Annotated in this window: 18 protein-coding genes; 6 read left to right on the forward strand and 12 right to left on the reverse strand. The window is 61.1% G+C overall.

Annotation, left to right across the window (positions count from 1 at the left end):
- The 5 genes from DMY87_RS22765 to DMY87_RS22785 all read left to right on the forward strand — a co-directional run.
- A partial coding sequence (locus tag DMY87_RS22765) for a methyl-accepting chemotaxis protein (protein ID WP_245409020.1) occupies positions 1 to 650 on the forward strand: 650 nt, incomplete at its 5' end.
- A gap of 135 nt (positions 651 to 785) precedes the next feature.
- Positions 786 to 1,283 (forward strand): chemotaxis protein CheW, encoded by a 498-nt coding sequence (locus DMY87_RS22770; RefSeq protein WP_110793935.1) that lies wholly within the window; start codon positions 786 to 788, stop codon positions 1,281 to 1,283.
- Positions 1,284 to 1,330: 47 nt separating this feature from the next.
- Positions 1,331 to 2,170 carry a CheR family methyltransferase gene (locus DMY87_RS22775; RefSeq protein WP_165826440.1) on the forward strand — a complete coding sequence of 280 codons (840 nt, stop codon included), beginning with the start codon at positions 1,331 to 1,333 and terminating at the stop codon, positions 2,168 to 2,170.
- An 8-nt stretch (positions 2,171 to 2,178) separates the two neighbouring features.
- Positions 2,179 to 3,267 carry a protein-glutamate methylesterase/protein-glutamine glutaminase gene (locus tag DMY87_RS22780; protein WP_110793937.1) on the forward strand — a complete coding sequence of 363 codons (1,089 nt, stop codon included), beginning with the start codon at positions 2,179 to 2,181 and terminating at the stop codon, positions 3,265 to 3,267.
- A 61-nt stretch (positions 3,268 to 3,328) separates the two neighbouring features.
- Complete coding sequence (locus tag DMY87_RS22785; RefSeq protein ID WP_110793938.1) at positions 3,329 to 5,101, forward strand: hypothetical protein; 1,773 nt, start codon at positions 3,329 to 3,331, stop codon at positions 5,099 to 5,101.
- 33 nt (positions 5,102 to 5,134) lie between these two features.
- Here the strand turns inward: DMY87_RS22785 and DMY87_RS22790 are convergent, their stop codons facing one another.
- Both DMY87_RS22790 and DMY87_RS22795 read right to left on the reverse strand, forming a co-directional pair.
- The gene (locus DMY87_RS22790; protein WP_110793939.1) at positions 5,135 to 5,860 is read right to left on the reverse strand and encodes a ParA family protein; all 726 of its coding nucleotides are present in this window, start codon (positions 5,858 to 5,860) and stop codon (positions 5,135 to 5,137) included.
- 149 nt (positions 5,861 to 6,009) lie between these two features.
- Positions 6,010 to 7,023, reverse strand: coding sequence for a bile acid:sodium symporter family protein (locus tag DMY87_RS22795; protein ID WP_205908210.1), 1,014 nt, complete (start codon positions 7,021 to 7,023; stop codon positions 6,010 to 6,012).
- Between the two features lie 88 nt (positions 7,024 to 7,111).
- Here DMY87_RS22795 and DMY87_RS22800 point away from each other — a divergent pair, with 88 nt between their 5' ends.
- Positions 7,112 to 7,972: a LysR family transcriptional regulator gene (locus tag DMY87_RS22800; RefSeq protein ID WP_110793940.1), complete on the forward strand. Its 861-nt coding sequence runs from the start codon at positions 7,112 to 7,114 to the stop codon at positions 7,970 to 7,972.
- 81 nt (positions 7,973 to 8,053) lie between these two features.
- Here the strand turns inward: DMY87_RS22800 and DMY87_RS22805 are convergent, their stop codons facing one another.
- The 10 genes from DMY87_RS22805 to DMY87_RS22850 form a co-directional block, all read right to left on the reverse strand.
- A complete protein-coding gene (locus DMY87_RS22805) occupies positions 8,054 to 10,453 on the reverse strand; it encodes an aminotransferase class III-fold pyridoxal phosphate-dependent enzyme (protein ID WP_110793941.1) in 2,400 nt (799 codons plus the stop codon).
- A gap of 260 nt (positions 10,454 to 10,713) precedes the next feature.
- The gene (locus tag DMY87_RS22810) at positions 10,714 to 11,679 is read right to left on the reverse strand and encodes a LysR family transcriptional regulator (RefSeq protein ID WP_205908211.1); all 966 of its coding nucleotides are present in this window, start codon (positions 11,677 to 11,679) and stop codon (positions 10,714 to 10,716) included.
- A 168-nt stretch (positions 11,680 to 11,847) separates the two neighbouring features.
- Positions 11,848 to 13,515 carry an amidohydrolase gene (locus DMY87_RS22815; RefSeq protein WP_110793942.1) on the reverse strand — a complete coding sequence of 556 codons (1,668 nt, stop codon included), beginning with the start codon at positions 13,513 to 13,515 and terminating at the stop codon, positions 11,848 to 11,850.
- Between the two features lie 47 nt (positions 13,516 to 13,562).
- Entirely contained in the window at positions 13,563 to 13,913 is a 351-nt protein-coding gene (locus DMY87_RS22820; protein ID WP_110793943.1) for a cupin domain-containing protein, read from the reverse strand.
- Positions 13,914 to 13,936: 23 nt separating this feature from the next.
- A complete protein-coding gene (locus tag DMY87_RS22825; RefSeq protein ID WP_205908212.1) occupies positions 13,937 to 15,424 on the reverse strand; it encodes an aldehyde dehydrogenase family protein in 1,488 nt (495 codons plus the stop codon).
- Positions 15,421 to 16,809, reverse strand: coding sequence for an NAD(P)/FAD-dependent oxidoreductase (locus DMY87_RS22830; protein WP_110793944.1), 1,389 nt, complete (start codon positions 16,807 to 16,809; stop codon positions 15,421 to 15,423). The genes DMY87_RS22825 and DMY87_RS22830 overlap by 4 nt, the downstream gene beginning before the upstream one ends.
- Positions 16,806 to 17,600 (reverse strand): ABC transporter permease, encoded by a 795-nt coding sequence (locus DMY87_RS22835; RefSeq protein WP_110793945.1) that lies wholly within the window; start codon positions 17,598 to 17,600, stop codon positions 16,806 to 16,808. Before DMY87_RS22835 ends, DMY87_RS22830 begins: the two co-directional genes overlap by 4 nt.
- Complete coding sequence (locus DMY87_RS22840; protein WP_110793946.1) at positions 17,597 to 18,451, reverse strand: ABC transporter permease; 855 nt, start codon at positions 18,449 to 18,451, stop codon at positions 17,597 to 17,599. Before DMY87_RS22840 ends, DMY87_RS22835 begins: the two co-directional genes overlap by 4 nt.
- Positions 18,448 to 19,494 (reverse strand): ABC transporter ATP-binding protein, encoded by a 1,047-nt coding sequence (locus DMY87_RS22845; RefSeq protein WP_110793947.1) that lies wholly within the window; start codon positions 19,492 to 19,494, stop codon positions 18,448 to 18,450. The genes DMY87_RS22840 and DMY87_RS22845 overlap by 4 nt, the downstream gene beginning before the upstream one ends.
- Before the next feature lie 70 nt (positions 19,495 to 19,564).
- Positions 19,565 to 20,668, reverse strand: coding sequence for an ABC transporter substrate-binding protein (locus DMY87_RS22850; protein WP_110793948.1), 1,104 nt, complete (start codon positions 20,666 to 20,668; stop codon positions 19,565 to 19,567).
- Positions 20,669 to 20,788 lie beyond the last annotated feature (120 nt).

Raw genomic sequence — 20,788 nt, forward strand, 5'->3', positions numbered from 1 at the left:
GCACGATCGCCGAGAAGATCTCGATCGTCCAGGAAATCGCCCGCCAGACCGACCTGCTGGCACTCAATGCAGCCGTCGAAGCGGCCCGTGCCGGTGAACACGGTCGTGGCTTTGCCGTCGTCGCCTCGGAAGTGCGCAAGCTCGCCGAACGCAGCCAGGCGGCGGCGGCCGAAATCTCCGGTCTGTCGAGCGAAACCGTCTCGGTCGCCACCCAGGCCGGCGAGATGCTGACCCGCCTGGTGCCCGATATCCGCAAGACCGCCGAACTGGTCTCGGAAATCTCGGCCGCCTGCCGCGAGCAGGACATCGGCTCGAGCCAGATCAACGAGGCGATCCAGCAGCTCGACAAGGTCACCCAGCAGAATGCCGGCGCCTCGGAAGAGATGTCCGCCACCTCGGAGGAACTTGCAGCCCAGGCCGAAGAACTGCAGGCCTCCATCGCCTTCTTCAAGGTGGACGGAGCATCAAGCAAGGCTGTGATGCAGCAGGCAAAACAGCTCCAGTCGGTCGCCCGGAAGATGGCAGCGGACGTGCCGGCCAAGCGCCCGGTGGTCGCAAGCCGTCCCCAGGCCAGGCCGAATGGTTTTGCCCTCGACATGAGCATGGGCGGTCCAGACGGTGATGACGAAGATTTCCGTCAGACGGCCTGATCGGAAACCTTAGAAGAAACCACGTCATCGGCCCGCTTCCATCGGACATGCGGGCCGGTGCCCCTCGCCGATCCCGATCGCTGTTCTCCATGTCCCAAGGATCTGATGCGGTGCCGAAATCAAGGAGTGTGCCCTATGGCCATTGCAGCAACTGAATCGCAATATGTGACCTTCAGCCTAGAAAACGAATGCTTTGCCGTTCCTGTCGAGGTCGTCCGGGAAATTCTCGACCACGAGGATCCCTTCCGCATACCTCACGGCCCGAGTTATCTCCTGGGACTGCGCGATGTTCGCGGCCACGGCGTGCCCGTCATCGACCTGCGTCTGCGGTTGGGAATGTCACGGACGGAGAAGACACCGCACACGCGAATCCTCGTGATAGACGTGCCGATTGATGGCCGGTCTCTGTCGCTCGGCCTTGTCGCCGACCGCGTCTTTGAGGTCACCTCCTTCCGCCATGACGCGATCGAGGCAGCCCCCGATATCGGTATCCGCTGGCCCTCCGATTACATCGCAGGCGTCGTTCGCCGCACCGAAGGTTTCGTCGTCATCGTCAATCTGGCCAAGCTCTTCTCAGGCACGGACGTGCGGTCCCTCGGCTCTGTCGCCGCCAGCAGTCTGGAACACGCATGAACGCTTTAGCCTCGAAGACATATGCGACAGCGGGTCAGGAAGGGCGGATGATGGCATCGGCCCTTGGCGACGGCCTGAGCCCGCGCAATTTCGACCTCTTGGCGCGCTACATCTATGACTACAGCGGCATCAAGATGCCGATCACGAAGAAGACGATGCTGGAGGGACGGCTGCGTCGTCGCCTGCGCTTCGTCGGCGTCGACGGACTGAACCAGTATTGCGATTACCTCTTCCAGCATGGCGGGATCGAGAGCGAGGCCATTCACCTCATCGATGTCGTGACCACCAACAAGACCGACTTTTTCCGCGAGCCGACGCATTTCGACCACCTGAGCCGCAAGGCTCTCCCCGACCTCTTGGCGCAGGGGCATCGACGGCTGAGGGTCTGGAGTTCGGCCTGCTCGATCGGAGCCGAACCGTATACGCTTGCCATGGTGATCGAAGATTTCGTTCAGGCAAACGGCGGCCCCGATTATGCAATCCTTGCCACGGATCTGTCCACGGACGTGCTGCGCGTGGCAAAGCGCGGCATCTTCTCGACGGCAATGATCGAACCGGTCGATCGGGAAAGACGCAAGCGCTATGTCATGGAGCCTCGCGACCCCGGCCGCGGCGAAGTCCGGATCCATCCCAAGCTGCGTGCCAAGGTCGGCTTTGCCCGGCTGAACCTGATGGATGCGTCCTACGGCGTAGGCGACCCCATGCAGGTCATCTTCTGCCGAAACGTCCTGATCTACTTCGACAAGAAGACCCAGGAGAAGGTGCTGACCCGGCTCTGCGACCGTCTCGTGCCAGGCGGTTATCTCTATGTCGGCCATTCCGAAACCATCACCGGCTTCGCCCTGCCTGTCCGGCAAGTGGCCAATACGGTTTTTCAGAAGGTGTGAATTTGGCGATGGGCAAGAAGATACGCGTACTCATCGTCGACGACTCGGCCAGCGTTCGACAGGCGCTCACCCAGGTTCTGGAAGCCGATGGTGACATCGAAGTCATGGGTGTAGCGTCCGACCCCTTTGTTGCAGCACGACGCATCCAGGAGGAAGTGCCTGATGTAGTGACGCTGGACGTGGAAATGCCGAAGATGGACGGCATCACCTTCTTGCGCAAGCTGATGGCACAGCATCCGATCCCCGTCGTCATGTGCTCGTCGCTGACCGAAGCGGGATCGCAGACCTTGATGCAAGCGCTGGAGGCCGGCGCCGTCGACGTGATCTTGAAGCCCAAGATCGGCGCAGCCGACCATCTGGCGGAGGCCGGAGCCACCATTCGCCAGACGGTCAAAGGTGCAGCCCTCGCCCGCGTCAAGTCAGACCGCCGCCGCGTGGCATTTGCCGGTGCGACGGAAGCCAAACTGACCGCCGATGCAGTCCTGCCGCCACCGACCGGTCGGGCCATGGCAAAAACCACCGAAATGGTGGTTTGCGTTGGCGCGTCGACAGGAGGAACGGAGGCGCTGCGCGAACTGCTGGTCGCCCTCCCCGCCAATGCGCCTGGAATCGTGATCGTCCAGCACATGCCGGAAAAATTCACCAGCGCCTTCGCCTCTCGGCTCAATACGCTGTGCCAGGTCGAGGTGAAGGAGGCGGCCCATGGAGATCCGGTTCTGCGCGGTCACGTTCTGATCGCGCCGGGAGGCCATCACCTTTTGCTCGAGCGTCAGGGCGCGCGCTATCAGGTGGCGATCAAGGAGGGTCCTCTGGTCTCTCGCCACCGTCCCTCGGTCGATGTCCTCTTTCGCTCCGCCGCGCGCGCGGCCGGGTCCAATGCGATGGGCGTGATCATGACGGGTATGGGCGACGACGGCGCGCGCGGCATGGACGAAATGCACAAGGCCGGCGCCTATACGGTGGCGCAGGACGAGGCAACATCGATCGTGTTCGGCATGCCCAAGGAGGCGATTGCCCGCGGCGGCGTGGACCGCATCGTGCCGCTGGAGCAGATCGCCCGCGAGATACTGGCAGCCGACCGCAGGCACCTGGGATGAAAACCATCACCGTGCAGCACATGAAGACGAGACCAATGAACACGAGAAACGAGGACTTGAGATGAATACCAAGAGAGCGCGTCAGTCCGAACGTTACTCGTCGCCAACAGAGATCACCGGGCCAGAGATCGTCATCGGCAGGAGATTGAACGAGGCCCTTGCACAAATCGAGCAGCGTTTTCTCGACGGTGGCACCGTGCTGGTCGCCGTGCTCGAAGTCTTCAGCGGCCTGTTAACCTCGCTTGGCAGCATTTCCGATGCCTTGCGCGAGGACGAGGCGGCCGAAGCCACGGCGGAACTGGAGCACACCGCAGCCCTGATTGCGGCGCTGCCTGCCCAGCAGAAGGATCTGCACCTTCGTTTTGAACGGATCGGCGACTACAGTCAGGCTCTCACCAGTGAAGTCCTGGCGATGGAAGACACATTGCGCTACCTGCGCACCTTCGCTGTCACGGCAAAGATCACAGGTGCGGGCATCGCCGATTTTGCAGGCTTCGCGGAGGAGATCGTCGAGCGCATCCAGTTCGCCAGCCAGGAAGTCAAATCCTTCGGCGAGCGCATCGTCGCACTGCAGGATCTGATCACCCATGCCCGGACAGGAAGTGACGGTATTGCCCAACACGACCAGTCTATCCCCGCAATCGTTGGAGATCTCGGCCGAAATGCCAATGCAATCCAGACCCAGCGCAGCTCGCTTGCTGATCTCGCGTCCCAGGTGACGAGCCTGGCGATGAAGGTTCAGGGTCGGCTGGCCAGCACTCTGTCGTCGTTGCAGATCGGCGACGTGACACGCCAACGCCTGGAGCATTGTCAGGCAGCCTTCGATATCGCGCAAACCCATCTGGCCCGCTCGGAAGGACATGAGTTAGCGCCGGCAGAACGCGAACGGGTTGTCCTCCTCATCATCCGCCTGGTCCGAGACCAGCTCATCGCCATGTCGGAGGATTTCCGCGCCGAATGCTCCACGATCGTGAGCAATATCGGTGCCTTCTCCCAGGATGTAACCGCGCTGATGGATCTGCAGCACTCGATGCTGCCGGCCGCTGACAACGCCTCTTCACGCTCTGCCATGGGCCTTGTCCGCGAAAGCCTGGAGACAGCCCGTGCCGTCGTCGGTGGCATCCAGCAGTCCGCCGGAGAAGCCCAGCGACTGAGTGCCGCCGTCAGCAGCATGGTCAAAGATCTCGTCGAAAGCGTCGAAACCATCCAGATCGTTCGAACCGACATCCAGTATATGGCTCTGAACACCAACCTGCGCTGTAGCAAGCTCGGCGAAGAGAGCCGCGCCATCAACGTCGTGACCAATGAACTGCGCACCTTCTCCGGCCGCCTGGATGATGTCACCGACCGCGCACTGGACCATCTGCGTCTGCTGGACGATCAGGCAACCGGCCTCAGTCAGACGGAAACCAGCCAGGACGGCGAAGGGGAACCCGACCTTGTGGCCCGCATTGAGGTGGCCCTCGCCCATGTCACGCTGGCAGGCAACACTCTGGACGACAAGCTGAATGACCTGCAGCAGCAGGGGCAGGAAATCTCCATCCGGGTGGCCAAGGCAACAGCCGGGCTGGACTTCCATCACGACCTGACGGCGATCCTCAACGACTGCTGCACCTTGGCGGCCGACGCCATCGACATGGAGCCGACCTGTGACGGCCTCGAAACATTCATTTCGGGCATCGCCGGTGAAATCTATGCGACCTATACGATGAAGTCGGAACGCGACGTGCATTCCGCCATATTCGGCGCGGCAGCGGACAAGGGTGAAATGGTCGAGGCTGCCCCGGCGCAGGCGCTTACGGACGACGAACTTTTCGACGACGCCCTGTTCTGAGCTCCTTGTAAAGGGAGCGGGCGGTGGCGAAGGTCAGGCGACCATTCTGACGGTTTGCGGTTCAGAAACCGCGGCCGCACCGATGGTGCAAAAGCGCATCAGACGCTCCATCACCTCGCGTCCCAGCATCTGGGCGTTTTCCTGGGCTCGGTCGAGATTGCTCACATGGCGGGGATCCATCGTGTAGAGCGTCTCGCCGCAGGAAAAGACGTCGCGGAAGGCCGCCCGCTCGACGATCGGCGTTGCCAGCAGATGCACCCGTTTCTCCGCCATCAGAGCCTTGACGCCCTGCAGGGCACGGGTGGTGATGATCGGGTTGATGCGCGTCAGCACGACCGAGTGCGGAACGCGGATGCCCGTCTTGTCCTGCAGATAGTAGAGCAGGTCGATGACATTGGCTGCTCCTTGCGCGTCCATCGCCGATCCCTGGGCCGGGATCAGCACGTAGTTCGAATATCCGAGCGCCTGGGCAATCAAGGGACTGCGATGGCCCGGCAGGTCAACGACCACAAGGTCGACGACATGCTGGTAACGCTTGATCTCGCGCTCGAGGCTGGCGGCGGAGACATAAGGGACCACCTGCAGCCGCTCCGGGCAATTCGGACCCAGTTGCTGGTGCCACCGCGAAATCCAGTGCTGCGGATCAGCATCGAGCACCGCGATCCGCAACCCCATTCGCGCCAGTTCGGTCGCGATGAGAAGCACTGCCGTCGTCTTGCCGGCACCGCCCTTCGTGTTGGCGAAAGTCACAACAGGCATATGAGCGTCCGTTCCCAGGCTGGCATGGCCGAAGCCTGCATCAATCTATCCGAATGAAATCCAGCATGACGCAATCATGCTTAACCATCGGTAAACCGGGAGCGAAATACGCGGAATGCGTGCGCGTTTCGTGGCAGGATCGGATCGACCTACGGTGCCTTCGAAACGGCCCCCGCGCCACTGTCCACCGGGATCGGCTTCGTCGCGATGTCAGAAACGGCAAATCGACGCGCGAGCCACGCACAGACCATAAGCTGAATCTGGTGGAAGAGCATGAGCGGCAGGACGATCGCGCCGACCGACTGCCCAGCGAATATGACGCCGGCCATCGGCACACCACTGGCGAGGCTTTTCTTGGAGCCGCAAAAAACGGCCGCGATGCGATCTTCCCGGCTGAAGCCGAAAAGCTTGGAACCGAAGAAGGTGATCGTCAGCACCACAGCGAGAAGAAGAACGTCGAGGCCAATCACCAGAGACAGATCCGCCGCCGAAAACTCGGACCAGATCCCCTCAATCACCGCATTGGAGAATGCAAGATAGACGACCATCAGGATCGACCCCCGATCAACAGGCGCGAGCAGCGATTTGCGTGCCCGGATCCAGTTGCCAATGAAGGGCTGCAGCACCTGGCCGAGCACGAAGGGCAGGAAAAGTTGCAGCAGGATTTTCCAGATCATGTCGAGCGACACGCCGACATGACCGCCCGCCGAGAAGAGAACGGCAACGAGCGCCGGCGTCAGAAACATGCCGAGGATGTTGGAGGCGGACGCCGCACAGATCGCAGCAGGCACATTACCTCCGGCGATCGATGTGAAGGCGATCGACGACTGCACTGTTGAGGGCAGAACGCAGAGATAAAGCAGCCCGAGATAGAGGGCCGGAGGGATCAGCCAGGGCGAGAGAAGACCCAGCAACAGGCCGAGCAGCGGAAAGACGACGAAGGTGACCGCCAGGATGAAGCTCTGCAGGCGCCAATGCAGGAAACCGGCCACCACCACATCGGTCGACAGACGCGCACCGTGCAGGAAAAACAGCAAGGCAACGGCCAGATTGGTTGCAATCCCGAACCATTCTGCAGGCTCGCCTGAAATCGGGAACACCGAGGCCAGTGCCACCATGGCGACGAGCAGCAGCGTGAAAGTATCGGGAATGAAGCGTTTCATTTGAGCGTTCCGGCATGGCTGGACAGTCCGCAGAGATTAGTTATTGTGAATTCCGATGCAAGAGATAACAGTCATCGGATATCGTGATATGCTTGATCTCGTTCACTTGCGCAGCTTTGTATCGATCTCGCAGCTCGGCAGCTTCACCGCCGCCAGTCAGAAGCTGGGCTTGGGGCAGTCCACCGTCAGTCAACACCTGCAACGGTTGGAAGCCGCCATCGGACGCCGACTTCTGGATCGTGACACCCACGGCGTCCAGCTCACTGCCGATGGGGAAGCCTTGCTTCCTCATGCCCGGCAGTTGCTCTCGCTCGAACGACAGACATCATCCCTGTTTGAAGCCGCTCGGCCGAGTGGCCGGTTGCGGCTCGGCATCTCGGAAGATCTTGTCTCGGGACAGCTGCCGGTCCTCCTTCAGGATTTCATCGCGGACTATCCGGCCGTGGAACTGCATCTGACCGTCGCCCTGTCGAAGGATCTGGCAGACATGCAGGACAAAGGGGAACTGGATCTGGTCTTTGCCAAGAGGAGGCTGGGAGACCGACGTGGCGAGGTCATTTTGCGGGAGCCGCTAGTCTGGCTGGCCGCGGATCCCGACGCCATTCTTGCCAATCCCGTGCTGCCCCTCATCGTGTTTCCACCCCCGAGTCTGACGCGGACCTTGTTGATGGAGGCGCTTGAACGCACTGGTCATCCATGGCGCATTGTCTGCTCCTGCCAGAGCCTGAGCGGCCTGACAGCTGCAGCGCGGGCCGGCATGGGAGTTCTGGTGCAACCGCGCAACCTCGCACCACCGGGGCTGCGCGAGTTACCGCCATCGGCCCTGCCGACGATCGAGGATGTGGAATTCATTCTCGTGGCGGCCCCAAGTGCGGATCGCAACACGATCGCAGCCTTCACCCGTCTCGTGCGCGACCGCGTGACAAACGGTCTGACGCCCTCCCGCTGATGCCGAGGTCGGCGCCCCGAGACGGGACCGCCCCCTTCATGCGCTTGGGAAACGAAGATTGGACGACTCGGACGGAGCCGGTCAGAGATCCGCAGGCACCTCTTTCAGCGCGATGTCCAGCGCTTCCAGGCATCGTTCCCCGTCAGCCAGGCTGAAGACCAGAGGAGGCCGGATCTTGATGATATTGCCGAACGGACCTGTCGACGACACCAGAACGCCGAGAGCCTTCATCCGCTCGCGCACCCAGCGCGCGGCAAGTTTCGCTGGCGCTCTTGTCTCGCGATCAGTCACCAGTTCGACACCGAGGAAGAGGCCCCGTCCCTGAATATGCCCGATGATCTCGTGGCGCTCCATCAGGGCTCGCAGGCCACTCATCAGGAACGAACCGCTTCGGGCGGCATTCCCCTGCAGGTCTTCGCCGACAAGAACGTCAAGGCAGGCATTTCCGACCACCGCTGAAACCGTGTTGCCACCAAAGGTGTTGAAGTAGCCCGTATGTTTCTGCAGGCGCTCGGCGATATCACGCCGCGTTGCAAGCGCTGCAATCGGATGTCCATTGCCCATCGGCTTCCCCATCGTGACGATGTCGGGCTCCACGCCAAAGGCCTGGAAGCCCCACATATGCGTCCCAGATCGGCCAAAGCCCATCTGGACCTCGTCCGCGATCGTCAGAGCCCCGGCACGCTTCGCCGCCTGATAGGCAAGCGGCAGATAGTCTTGCGGCGGCACGAGCGCACCGTTGGCGTCGAAGATGGAATCAATCAGGAGCCCAGCCATGCCAAAGCCCTGCTCGGACAGTCGCGACGCGGCTTCATCGACATGGGCGGCGTATTTCTGGCCCGCATCCCGTACGTCTTCGCGGTAAAGTCCGCGATACAGATTGGGCGGCGGCAGGGTTTCCACCCAGCTTGGCTTGTCCTCGATGTTATAGTCGATCAACGACAGCGGCGTCACGACCGTGGTGTTGCCGTGATAGCTGTTCTCGGTGATGACGATCCCTTCGCGCCCCGTCGATGCGCGCGCCAGACGAACGGCAAGATCGTTGGCCTCGGATCCTGTGCACACGAAGAACCAGGTATCGAGATGGTCGGGCAACGTCGCCCCAAGCCGTTCTCCGAGCCGCACGATCTCCGAATGCAGATAGCGCGAATTGGTGTTGAGCGTGCTGGCCTGCCGGGCGAGCGCCTCGACGACATAGGGATGGCAGTGACCGACATTCGCGACATTGTTGTAACAGTCGAGATACTCCTTGCCCGTCGCATCATAGACCTTGCAACCCAGCCCGCGCACAAGCTCCACCGGCTCGTTGTAAAACGTATAGGTCTTGCCCATCACCGCCTCGCGACGCTTGAGGAGCGCAGGCGTCGGCTGGGCACCGGCGACGACATCAACCTTCACGGACGGTACGACCGACGGCATCATGCCCGCTGAGAATTCGGCATCGGACATGGTTTCGAAGCGATGGATGGCCTCGATGTAGAGAGACTGCAACTCGCCAAGCTTGGACTCCGGCGGTTCGTCGAGGCCGGACTGGTGCGAGACGAGTGACACCTGAAGCAGGAGCCGGGCGAGAACCAGAGACCTCAAGATTTCGAGATCGGCCGTCTCCAGCGGCATATAGCGCTGATATCCACGCACGAGGCAGCGCGCCGCATGGACGGGATCATTCGACCAGTGAACGAGGGACGCAACGGTGACGGCGAGATCCTGAACCACCGGGCCGAAGATCATGTCGCCGAAATCGATGATCCCGTCGATACGGAATTCCGGGTCGAGCGTCACGAGAACATTGGATTCATGGAAGTCGTGATAGATCACCTGCGCCCGAAGCTTCGGCAGGCGCTCGGAAAGCACCGTCGAAAGATGAGGCAGAAAGCGTTCCGCAAACGGCCGGAGCGAGGCGGGTAAGGCCCGGCGCAACGGTTCGGAGAAAAGCAAGCCGTTTGCCAGATCCCAGGGCATGTTGCCGGGCGCGCCGGCACTGCGGAAGCCCTGAAGGGCGCGGGCGAGACGTCCACTGACCTCTCCCAGCAACATGAGTTCCCCAGCATCGAGAACCGTCCCGGATGCACTCAGTTGGTCTAGCAGGGTCTTGCCCGCAACAAAGGAAAGAACCCGCATCGTGTGTGCACGTCCGAGTTCATCGGATACCGTGGAGAACGCCTGACCATCGAGCGTCCGACGCAAGCGCGGGACCGGCACGTGAGGATCCACACGGCGGATGTGTTCGAGCGCTTCCGTCTGGAAGACGAGACTGTCTTGCGGCTCGTTCAGCGACGCCACTTTGACAACGAACTCCGCACCGGCATCTGTGATGAGGCGAAAGTTCTGTTCCCGCTCGCCGCCCAACCGGCGCCATGTCCCGACCAAACCATAAACGGCAGCAACCCGTTCTTCGATAACCTGGACAGGCAGATTGGGCGCCAGGATACTTCCGAGCATCGCTTCGGTGGCTTCACGTGTCGGAATGATGAGCGTCATCAGTCGAACCCTTCGCTGTCTAGTAAACTCGATGCCGCAGCCGAAGCCACCGCCGATCTCCCGGAAGCAGTCCGAGAGGTTCTCGTCGCTTGATCCAGGCCATAAGGCGTTGTCTCACGCCCCCCAAAGCCTACACATTAGGAATGCTCCGAGTTCACTTCGGCGAATTTCAAAGTTTCAGCACTCCACCCCTTCTGGATCGGGGTTGATCGAACGGAAAGCACTTCGGATGGCAGCGCGCGCAAGCTCGAAGATCGAGGTCAAGAGGCCGTGGGAACGGGGAGCAACCGCGCCGGACCATCCTTCACGGTGCGGCTGATGATGTCGATGAATGTCTTCAAGATCGGCCTGCTCTTCCAGTCGTCGAGCGTCGCAAGCTGAAATTTGGCCTTGTAGGAAAAGAGGTTGGGCCGGATCAGGCGCATGCGACCCGCCTTCACGAAGGAGGCGGCATAGTGATCGGGAAGATATCCGAGATAGGCACCCGACAGGATGAGATAGGCCTCCGCCTCCATATTGGAGACGGTGGCGTGCGGATTGGCGATGGCGAAGATCTTGATGTCGCGCGCTGCCCAATAGCTGCGCCCGATGATGCGGTAGGTGCGAACCTCGTCGATACCGATCTGATCATCAGGGGTGGAGAACAGAGGATGCCCGGCACCGCAGTAGAAGTTCTGGGTTTCTTCGTAAAGATCGAAGTAAGTGAGCCCCAACGCCATCCGGGGAAAACTGCCGACTGCGAGATCGAGCTTGCGCGCGACGACATCCCTGAGCAATTCACCCGGCGAACGGGTCTCCACGACCAGTTGCAGCGAGGGGGCCGCCTCAGACAAGGCGGAGATGGTCGACGCGATCGGCGAAGCCGGATCCGTGATCGTATTGTCGACAAGCCCGAGGGACAGGCTCCCGCTGAGATTGGAGCGCAACCCGGCAACCTTTCGCCGGAACTGGTCCAGCGAACCGAACAGCCTCTGGCATTCTTCGAACACCAGACGCCCGACCTCGGTCAGCTGAAATCCGCCGCGTCCACGTTTGCAGAGCGTGACGCCCAGACGCTGCTCGAGCGCCGAGACTTTCTCCGAGATCGTCGACAGGGAAAGGTTCAATTCAGCCTGTGCCGCTGAGAGACCGCCCGCCTCCACGACCTTGATGAATATCCGGATGAGACGGATGTCCATGTTGTCGACGGAGATCAGATTGCGCGTGGCGCTCTCGGTCTTCTGCATCTTGGCTGCTTCCCGTAAAAGTCGGCCCGTCTCGGTTCCACACAGTGGAACTATTTGACCAACAACGATATTCCCCGGGTCAATATTAGGCAAGCGATCCCTCGACAATCGCCGCGGGATCGCTTGATCACAGCAGATCGGCAACGCGGTCAGATCCGCGCGACAAGGTCAGGCTTCGTAGGTAATCCGGCCGCCGCAAATCGTATGCCGCGGTGTCACGCCGACGATTGCCTCCGGGTCCAGAGCCTCGAGATCCGCGTTCCAGATCACGATGTCTGCGACATAGCCCGACTTCAGCTGACCTTTCCAGCTTTCCGCAAATTCGGCATAGGCGCCTCGCACCGTATAGGCATCGAGAGCCTCCATCAGGGTCTGACGGTTGTCGGGAAGGTCGTCGCGCCACGGCTTGCGTGTCATGGCGGAATGGATCGACAGCATCGGAGACACGGGCGATACCGGCCAGTCTGTCGAAAAGATCATGTCGATGCCGGCATCACGGATCGCTCGCCATGCGTAGGAGCGAACCCAGTTGTCCACGCCGATGCGCGACAAGGTCGGCTCAAGTGGCAAGCCGCACTGACCGGGCGGCACGGTCGGCTGCATCGAAGCAATGACCTTCAGATCCGCCATCCGGGTCAGATCGCCCCAGCGCACCACTTCGATATGTTCGATGCGGTGGCGGCTGTCGCGAGGGCCACTCGCGGCACGTGCCGCCCCATAGCCATCCAGGACGCTCGATACCGCGCCGTCACCGATCGCATGCACGGCGATCTGCAGACCACGTTTGTCCGCCTCGATGCAGATCCGGTCGAAGGTCGCCTGGTCGATGCGCGCTTCGCCCTTCCAGCCCGGCCGGTCGGCATAGTCGTCGTACATCAGCGCCGTGTGGGAATCGAGCACGCCATCCATGAACACTTTCACAGTGCCGGAATTCAGCCACTCCCCCTGGAACTCGGCATGCCACGCAGCCGCCTTGTCCATCTGCTCGACGATATCGCCGCTGACGTAATGCAGCGGCACCCGGCCACGGCAGATCAGGTCGCCTTCAGCCTGGATCTCAGAGAGCAGTTCCAGCTGGTAGCGATTGCCGTCCATATTCTGGAAGCTGGTGATGCCATTGGCCGCCAGATGCTGGAGACCACGCTTCAGGAGGGTGCGATCATAGGCGCGGTCCGCTGCCGTCACATTCGCCGGTTCATCGCCGGTGCTCAGTCCCAGGAGGTCGCGGCCAGCATTGGCGCCAAGTGCGATGACATCATCAAACGCATAGTGCTCGCGCAATTCACCCTGGGCCAGCCCATCCTCGCCGATGACGATCTCATTGCCAGGTGGCAGCTTGCGGCCTTCGAGGAGGCCAGCCTTGGTGAGCGCGATGGTGTTGGCCCAGACCGTGTGGTGGTCCGGCGACATCAGAGCAAGGGGACGGTCCGCCAGGATCGAATCGAGCACGTGCCTGTCGATGGGGCGCCCCTCACCGAGGATCGTATAATCGCAGGTATTGGCCATCAGCAACGGCTCGGACGGTCGCGATTCCGCATAACCAAGGATGGCGGCCTTCATCGCCTCATATCCCTTGACCTCGAACAGAGACAGCTGGTCGAGTTCGGCAGATGCACCGAAGAGATGGATGTGACTCTCGTTGATGCCGGGCGTGACGCTGGCACCCCCCGCATCGATCACACGCGTCTCACCGGTCCTGTAGCCGGAGATCTCGCTGTTGCTGCCGACGGCGAGGATCCGCCCGCCGGCAATTGCCAGCGCTTCCGCCTGCGGCTGCGCCGGCTCCATCGAGATGATCCGGCCGTTGATGATGATCAGGTCCGCTGACACTGCCATGGGTATTCCCTCTTCCAAAGCGTCCCGTCACCGACGCCGTTTTCTTGTTATTCGACGGTGAAATAGTATTTCCGGCAGGTCTCAGTCACCTCGAAGCGACCGCTGAAGCCCTTGCGCATGACGTAGCTGTCGCCGGCACCGAATGTGGCAGGTGCGCCACCGTCGGGCGTGATGACAACCCGCCCTGCGAGGATGTGGGCCATCTCGTTGAACGGATAGTTGTCCATCCGCTCGGCATAAGGCGTCGCCTCCCAGATACCGCAGGTCTGCGACCCCTCGGAGAAGATCACCGCACCCTGTTCTGTAGGGGCTGCGGTCAGCAGGCTCTCAGCGGGCACGACGCTACAGGCTGCAAGGCCGTCCGGTCCGTCCGAGGTCAGGGCAATGAGTTTGGACATGAGTGTTTCCTTTCTGCGAGGAGTCAGCTTGCGCGCGTCACATGTTTGACAGCGCGATAGGAGGAGAGCCCCCAGGGCCCCAACTCGCGACCGATCCCACTCGCCTTGAAACCACCCCAGGCGGTATTGGGGAAAATGATCTGCGCGGAGTTGACCCAGACATGACCTGCATCAAGCCGGCTCGCCACGGCATTTGCAGCCTCCGGATCGGTGCCGACCACGGTGGCCGCCAATCCGAATTCCGTGTCGTTGGCGATGGCGATGGCTTCGTCGACGCTGGCAAAACTTCTAAGCGCCAAAACCGGTCCAAAAATCTCGTCACGCCAGACCGGGTGATCGGATGGCACGTCGCGGTAGATCGTCGGCTCGACGAAGAAACCATCGCGGCCCTCCACGACACGACCGCCCGCCAGGCACTCGAGGCCCGACGCCCGCGCCGCCTCCAGCGTGTCCCTGACCTTGGCATATTGTGGGAAGGTGGTGAGAGGACCCATCTCGGCATCCGGCGTCTCGTGACCGCCGACCTTCAGCCCCGCAGCCTTCTCGACGAGAGCCTCGGTGAAGCGCGCAGCGATCTTCTCCGAAACCAGCAGGCGGGAGGTGGCGGAGCACATCTGACCGCAATTGAAGAAGATGCCGGCAGCGGCAATCTCGACAGCCTGCGCGATGTCCGCATCCTCCAGGATGACGATCGGCGATTTGCCGCCGAGTTCCAGGGAGACGGGCACGACACGCTGTGCCGCGGCAGCCATAACCCGTGAGCCGGTGGCATTGGACCCTGTAAACGAAATCTTGCGGAAGCGGCGGTCGGCGCAGAGCGCACTACCGATCGCCCCGGCCCCCGGGAGAATATTGAGCACACCTGCCGGCAGGCCGGCTTCGATGGCGATATCGCCATAGACAAGTTCGGTCAGTGTCGTGAATTCCGACGGCTTGAGGACCGCCGTGCAGCCTGCTGCAAGCGCTGGAGCAAGCTTCCATGCCGTAGTCACCATCGGGAAATTCCACGGGACGATCAGCGCGACGGGACCGAGCGGCTCGAAATAGGTGGCGCCCTCCAAGCCGTCCATCGGTAGTTCGACCGATTGCCCCTGCTGGCTATCCAGACCTTCGGCGAGATCGCCATAATAGTCGAAGGTCGCGACCGCATCATCGACATCGATCTCGGCTTCGAAGCGGGGCTTGCCACTGTTGAGCATCTGCAGCGCCACAAGGTCGGCCTTCCGCGTCCGGAGCCCCTCGGCGATCGCCCTCAGATATGTTGCCCGCTCCTTTCCGCTCGTGCGGCGCCAGCTATTGAAGGCCTGCGTGGCGGCAGCGGCCGCAGCGTCAACCTGCGCGACAGAGGCCGGCCGAAACGCGGCAAAGGCCTTGCCTGTCGACGGGTCGATGACCTCGATCGCAGCGCTCTCGCCTGCGTCGACCCAACGTCCTGCAATGAAGACGGTCTGGGCGCGGTCCAGCAGAGCGGCAGGAACCTCCATGTATGGCGGGCGGATGAATGTCGTCATAGCGGGAACCCCATTTTGTGGACCATGTTTATCCAGAGTTTGCGCCAGCCACCCTTCTGGTCGACCTCGTCAAGCGCATACATCGTCGTCTTTGCCCCGATCCAACGGAATGGTTCCGGCGGAATCCAGTTCGGCAGCGTCCGGGCAAAATCGAGCTCGAGATCGGGGTTGGTTTTCCCATCCAGAATGTCGAGGCCGATCGAGGCGCCGAAGCGCGTCGTGGTGACGCCGAAGCCGGAATAGCCCCCGGCATAAAGCCCCTTCCCGCCGTAATAACGTTGAAAATGCACCGCCAGACGCATCGTCAGGTCGATGGGCCCGGACCAGGCATGGGTGAACTTCACATCGGCGAGTTGCGGGAACGTGTTGAAGAAATAGCCAGCCAGGCGCTCGTAGGTTTCGATCTTGCGATCGCCCGCAGGGTCCGTATTGTTGTTGAAGTAATACCCAACACGCCCGCCGAAGATGATCCGGTTGTCGCGCGTGAGCCGCATATAGTTCAGCTGCGTGCGCGTATCGTAGATGCCCTGGCGGTTCTTCCAACCGAGCCGGGAAAGCTGCTCCGCAGTCAGAGGTTCTGTCGCCAGAACACGATCGCGAACCGACACGATGCGGGTCTTGATCTTCTTGTGACCCGCATTCCAGGCATTGGTGGCAAACAGGACGCGAGGCGCCTTGATCCGACCGTCATGGGTCACGATCGTCAGCGTGCCTCCGTCATCCTCCACACCGGTCATCGGCGTATGCTCGTAGATCCGGACACCGAGGCTGAGCGCTACGCGCTTGAGGCCCCAGGCGAGTTTCGCCGGATGCACCGTGCCGCTGCGTTCCTTCGACCACATCGCGCCATCGAACAACGGCGAGGCCACTTCCGCCTGAACCTCGTCACGGTTGAGCAGGACGACATTGTGTCCGTAGCGCTGTGCAAGCTGGAATTCCTCTTGCAGTTCGTCCAGACCACCCGCTCCAACGGCAACCGTCATTTCGCCGGACCATTCGACATCGGCGTCGATGCCATGGTCATCGAGCGTCTTCGACCATCCATCGAGATTCACCTTCCCGAGCCGTTCCAGCGCCGCCAGATCCTGGGGAAAGATCCGGTTGGCATTGGACAGTCCGTGCATGACGGACGTCGACACGATCCCACCCGGCCGGCCGGAAGCGCCATGACCGACCTTGCCGGCTTCGATGATGGCAACATCCCGCCCGGGATTGGCCTGCTTGGCCAGGATCGCGGCCCAAAGGCCGGTAAAGCCTCCGCCGACGATGACGAGATCGGCATCGGCACGACCAACCAGATGTTTTTCACTGGCAGGAGCCAGCGGATTGTCGAGCCAGAACGGATAGAGCGTGGCCTCTGCCAGCGCGCTGCGCACAGTAGTCATTTGGAATGGGCCCCGAGCAATTTGGGAAGGTCGCTGAAACGAGCGACGAGCGAGAAGATGACGACGGTGACGAAGACGAAGAAGACCGAAGCGGACGCCATGACGGGCGTGTAGCCGTAGCGCAGCGAATTGAAGATCTTCATCGGAAGGGTTTCGATAACGGCACCCACCGTCATATAGGCCACGAGATACTCGTTGAGCGACACGACGAAAGCGAAGGCAAAGCCCGAAATCAGGTATGGCCGCACAAGCGGCAGCACGATGGTCGTGAGGATCGTGCGATTGTCGGCCCCCATCGTCGCAGCCGCTTCAGGCAGACTTGCTTCCAGCGAACTGAAACCGAGCGTCAGCGACACGAGTGGAAGCGACACGAGGAAAATCCCGTGACTGATCACCACCGTCCAGCTTTGTCCGTAAAAGCCGGATTGCGTCCAGAAAGACAGGAAACCCATCGCGGTGATCACGGGCGGAAGGAGGAAGGGCATCAGGCCGACCGCGATGATCACCTTCACGATGCCCATGCGGTAGCGCCAGTTGAACCAGGCCAGGGGAAAGGCGATCATGACGGCGAAGGCTGCGGACAACAGCGCGATCAGGCTGCTGTTGAACAGGGCGGCCGACCAGTCTGGTGTTCTGAAGAGATCGAGATACCAACCCAGGTTGAAGCCTTGCGGTGGAAAGGTCAGCGACTTCTTCGCATTGACCGAGACACCGAGGACGACGATGAACGGTGCGGCCATGACGATGGCGAGCACCGAGAAGAACACGCGGCGCAGCAGAACCTGACTCATTGTGCACGCTCCTTGCGACCGAAGAGGACAACGGCACCGACAATCAGCAATGTCACGATGACCAGGAAGACCGAGAGAGCTGCCGCAAAGGGAATGTTCGACTGCACCAGCGCCTGATCGCTGATCGCCACGGAAAGCGTCCAGTGCTGCGGTCTCCCAAGGATCTGTGGCATCAGATACGTGCCGAGCGTGAAGACCATGATCATCAGGAAGGTCGTGATGATGGTGTTGCGCTGCATGGGCAGGACGACGGCGAAAAAGGTCCGCAGCGGCGACGTTCCCAGTGTGCGGGCCGCTTCTTCGATATGCGGATCGACGCGTGACAGGATCGGGTAAAGGACGAGGACCGCATAGGGAAAGGCGGTGTAGACGACGCCGGCGACGAGAGCTGCCAGTCCCGGTGCATAGGAGGCGGGCGTCTCAAGCAGCCCCAGATATACCAGCAGATTGCTGATGCCCGCGGTGCGCGACAGGATGGTCGACCAGGCAAAGCCGATGATCGACTCCGACAATGAGAGGATCGAAAGCAGGAAGATCAGCCAGCAGACCTGTGTGGATCGTGGCGCATTGACCAGAAGATAGGAGAAGGGAAAGGCGATCAGGATCGAGATGACCGCAACGCCCAGAGCAAGTCCGAAGGACGCCCCGAGAAGACGCGCAAAAAACGGGCTGAACAAACGCTCATAATTCGCGACGGTCACCACGTTCTCGACGAGGCCACCACCCGCGTTCTTGTAGAACGAGATAAGCAGCATCGATCCGAAAGGTACCACAAAGAAGAGCACCAGAAGCGCCGCCGGGACCAGAAGCGGAAGATATCCCGAAACGGATGAGGGTTTCGCGACGTTCATGCTCCCCCCAGGACGACACAGGCGGAACTGGGAACATGCACATGGACTTCCTGCCCGAGAGACAGCCGAGCATCCTGCCGTGAGGGAAGCGAGACGATCAGGTCCTTGGCAAGACCATCAACGGCAACACTGACCTCGATGGACGAACCGAGATGGCGCGTAAACGCGATCCGGCCGACCACGCTGCTGTCGCAGGGCACCTCGCGAAGCTCCAGATCCTCGGGGCGCACGGAGAATGTGATCTTTCCCGAAGCCGGCGCTTGCGGCATGGCAACGACCCCACCTGGGACGCTCACACGTCCCGGTGTTGCAACACGCCCCTCGATGAGGTTTGCCACTCCGATGAAGTCGGCCACGAAAGCATTTGCAGGATTGCGGTAGATCTCCAGGGGAGGAGCCACCTGCTGGATGACGCCACCCGACATGACGACGACGACATCGGCCGTCGTCATGGCTTCCTTCTGGTCATGCGTAACCAGGAAAGTCGTGATGCCCAGTTCCTGTTGCAGGCGCTTCAACTCAACCTGCATCGCTTCGCGCAGTTTGGCGTCGAGTGCAGACATCGGTTCATCAAGCAGGAACAGCTTCGGCTTCAGGGCAAGCGCTCGTGCAATGGCGATGCGCTGGCGCTGACCACCGGACAGCTGCGTGATGGCGCGGTCGGCAACGCCCGGCAGATGCACAAGCTTCAGGAGCCGCTCCACCTCGGCCTTCTGCACCTCTTTCGAAACCCCGCGGATGCGCAACGGATAGGCAATATTCTCGCCCACCGTCAGATGGGGAAACAGGGCCAGCGATTGAAAAACCATTCCGAAGTCCCGCAAATGGGCAGGCACTTCGGTGATGTTTCGATCATCGAGGATGACATGCCCTGCGGTGACATCTTCCAGACCCGCGATAATCCGCAGCAGCGTGGACTTGCCGCAGCCGGACGGACCCAGCAGACAAACGAACTGGCCGTTGTCGACCTTGAGCGAAATGTCGCTCAGCGCATGGACCGGGCCATAGGCCTTGTTGAGATTTTGGATCGCCAATCCGGACATGTCTTTGCCTCCAGGCATTGGAGGCGGGCGTTCGGCCCGCCTCACGATCATTGGAAAACGAGCGGGCGGATCAGCCCTGCTGCATCTCGCTCCAGACCTGGTTGATGAAGTCCGTCTTCAACGCCTGCATTTCGTAATGCGGCGTGATCGGATCGATCGTCGAGGAGACTGCGTTGAACTCCTCATCGGTCAGATCCATCAGCGACCGGTCGACGATCGGCGCGCTTCCGAGCGTGCGGGCGAGCTTGGCCTGGGTCGACGGCTGAGACATGTAATCGATATAGACATGCGCCAGATCCAACGATGAAGCCGCAGCCTTCGTCACTGCCCAGGAGCCATAGTCGTAGATGCCGCCTTCGACCGGCATGGTCGAACGAACGGGGAAGCCATCCTTGATCGCAATGCTCGTCACGTCGTGGAAATACTGCCCCATCGGGATCTCGCCCGACTTCAGTGCCTGCTCGAACTGCGCTTCGTCGCGGTACCAGAGACGAACGTTTGGCTTCAGCTCGGCAACCTTTGCCGCAGCTTCGCGGATCCCGTCATCCGTATCGAGATGGTTGATGCCACCGAAATAGCATTTTGCAGCAACTTCGAGCAGATAGGAGTTTCCGACATTCGCGAGCAGCCCGAGGCTGTCCTTGTATTTCGGGTCCCATATGTCCTTCCAGGATGTCGGCGCCTCCTTGTAGACGTCGGTGTTCGAGACGAGGGTGATGTACCAGCTGGTCGCCCCGACACTCACGACTTCGCCGGCGCTGTTGGTATGCACCAGGCTCGGCTTGACGTTCTTGAGGTTCGGCAACTTCTTCGGATCGAGCGGTGCCCAGAGACCGGAATTGGTTCCGCGAATGACCGGAACACCAGCCATCATCGAGACATCGACGGGCGCAGAACCGGCCTTGCCGGCCTGCTCCAGCTGCACCAGCCATACTTCGCCGGTCGGCTCCGCAACGCTTTCGATTTCGATGCCGGTTTCAGCGGTAAAGTCCGGAAAGATCGATGCATCGAAGGTGTCTTTAAAGTAACCACCATAGAGGCCGACGCGAAGCTTCTTCTCCTGCGCCCTCGCAATATAGGGAAAACCACCCGTCGCAGCCAGGGCGCCGAGGGTTGAAAGCCCCGCCAGAACATGGCGGCGCGGCATGGACATGTTGATGACCTTATCGCTCATGGAGATCCCCTTTGAATTTTTGTATCCATTCCAAGCAGGGTCGGCGATTGATCATTGGAAGTACATCAGATTCACGCGCCCATCATTTCGGAAAAATCAGAAGTAAGGCCCGCGCGGGGA

The organism is Peteryoungia wuzhouensis, from assembly GCF_003205195.1.
In the GTDB taxonomy this organism is placed as follows: domain Bacteria; phylum Pseudomonadota; class Alphaproteobacteria; order Rhizobiales; family Rhizobiaceae; genus Allorhizobium; species Allorhizobium wuzhouense.

Coding starts and splice junctions, on each gene's coding strand:
- DMY87_RS22770 (WP_110793935.1), top strand. CDS start 786: ATGGCCATTGCAGCAACTGAATCGCAATATGTGACCTTCAGCCTAGAA.
- DMY87_RS22775 (WP_165826440.1), top strand. CDS start 1,331: ATGATGGCATCGGCCCTTGGCGACGGCCTGAGCCCGCGCAATTTCGAC.
- DMY87_RS22780 (WP_110793937.1), top strand. CDS start 2,179: ATGGGCAAGAAGATACGCGTACTCATCGTCGACGACTCGGCCAGCGTT.
- DMY87_RS22785 (WP_110793938.1), top strand. CDS start 3,329: ATGAATACCAAGAGAGCGCGTCAGTCCGAACGTTACTCGTCGCCAACA.
- DMY87_RS22790 (WP_110793939.1), bottom strand. CDS start 5,860: ATGCCTGTTGTGACTTTCGCCAACACGAAGGGCGGTGCCGGCAAGACG.
- DMY87_RS22795 (WP_205908210.1), bottom strand. CDS start 7,023: ATGAAACGCTTCATTCCCGATACTTTCACGCTGCTGCTCGTCGCCATG.
- DMY87_RS22800 (WP_110793940.1), top strand. CDS start 7,112: ATGCTTGATCTCGTTCACTTGCGCAGCTTTGTATCGATCTCGCAGCTC.
- DMY87_RS22805 (WP_110793941.1), bottom strand. CDS start 10,453: ATGACGCTCATCATTCCGACACGTGAAGCCACCGAAGCGATGCTCGGA.
- DMY87_RS22810 (WP_205908211.1), bottom strand. CDS start 11,679: ATGCAGAAGACCGAGAGCGCCACGCGCAATCTGATCTCCGTCGACAAC.
- DMY87_RS22815 (WP_110793942.1), bottom strand. CDS start 13,515: ATGGCAGTGTCAGCGGACCTGATCATCATCAACGGCCGGATCATCTCG.
- DMY87_RS22820 (WP_110793943.1), bottom strand. CDS start 13,913: ATGTCCAAACTCATTGCCCTGACCTCGGACGGACCGGACGGCCTTGCA.
- DMY87_RS22825 (WP_205908212.1), bottom strand. CDS start 15,424: ATGACGACATTCATCCGCCCGCCATACATGGAGGTTCCTGCCGCTCTG.
- DMY87_RS22830 (WP_110793944.1), bottom strand. CDS start 16,809: ATGACTACTGTGCGCAGCGCGCTGGCAGAGGCCACGCTCTATCCGTTC.
- DMY87_RS22835 (WP_110793945.1), bottom strand. CDS start 17,600: ATGAGTCAGGTTCTGCTGCGCCGCGTGTTCTTCTCGGTGCTCGCCATC.
- DMY87_RS22840 (WP_110793946.1), bottom strand. CDS start 18,451: ATGAACGTCGCGAAACCCTCATCCGTTTCGGGATATCTTCCGCTTCTG.
- DMY87_RS22845 (WP_110793947.1), bottom strand. CDS start 19,494: ATGTCCGGATTGGCGATCCAAAATCTCAACAAGGCCTATGGCCCGGTC.
- DMY87_RS22850 (WP_110793948.1), bottom strand. CDS start 20,668: ATGAGCGATAAGGTCATCAACATGTCCATGCCGCGCCGCCATGTTCTG.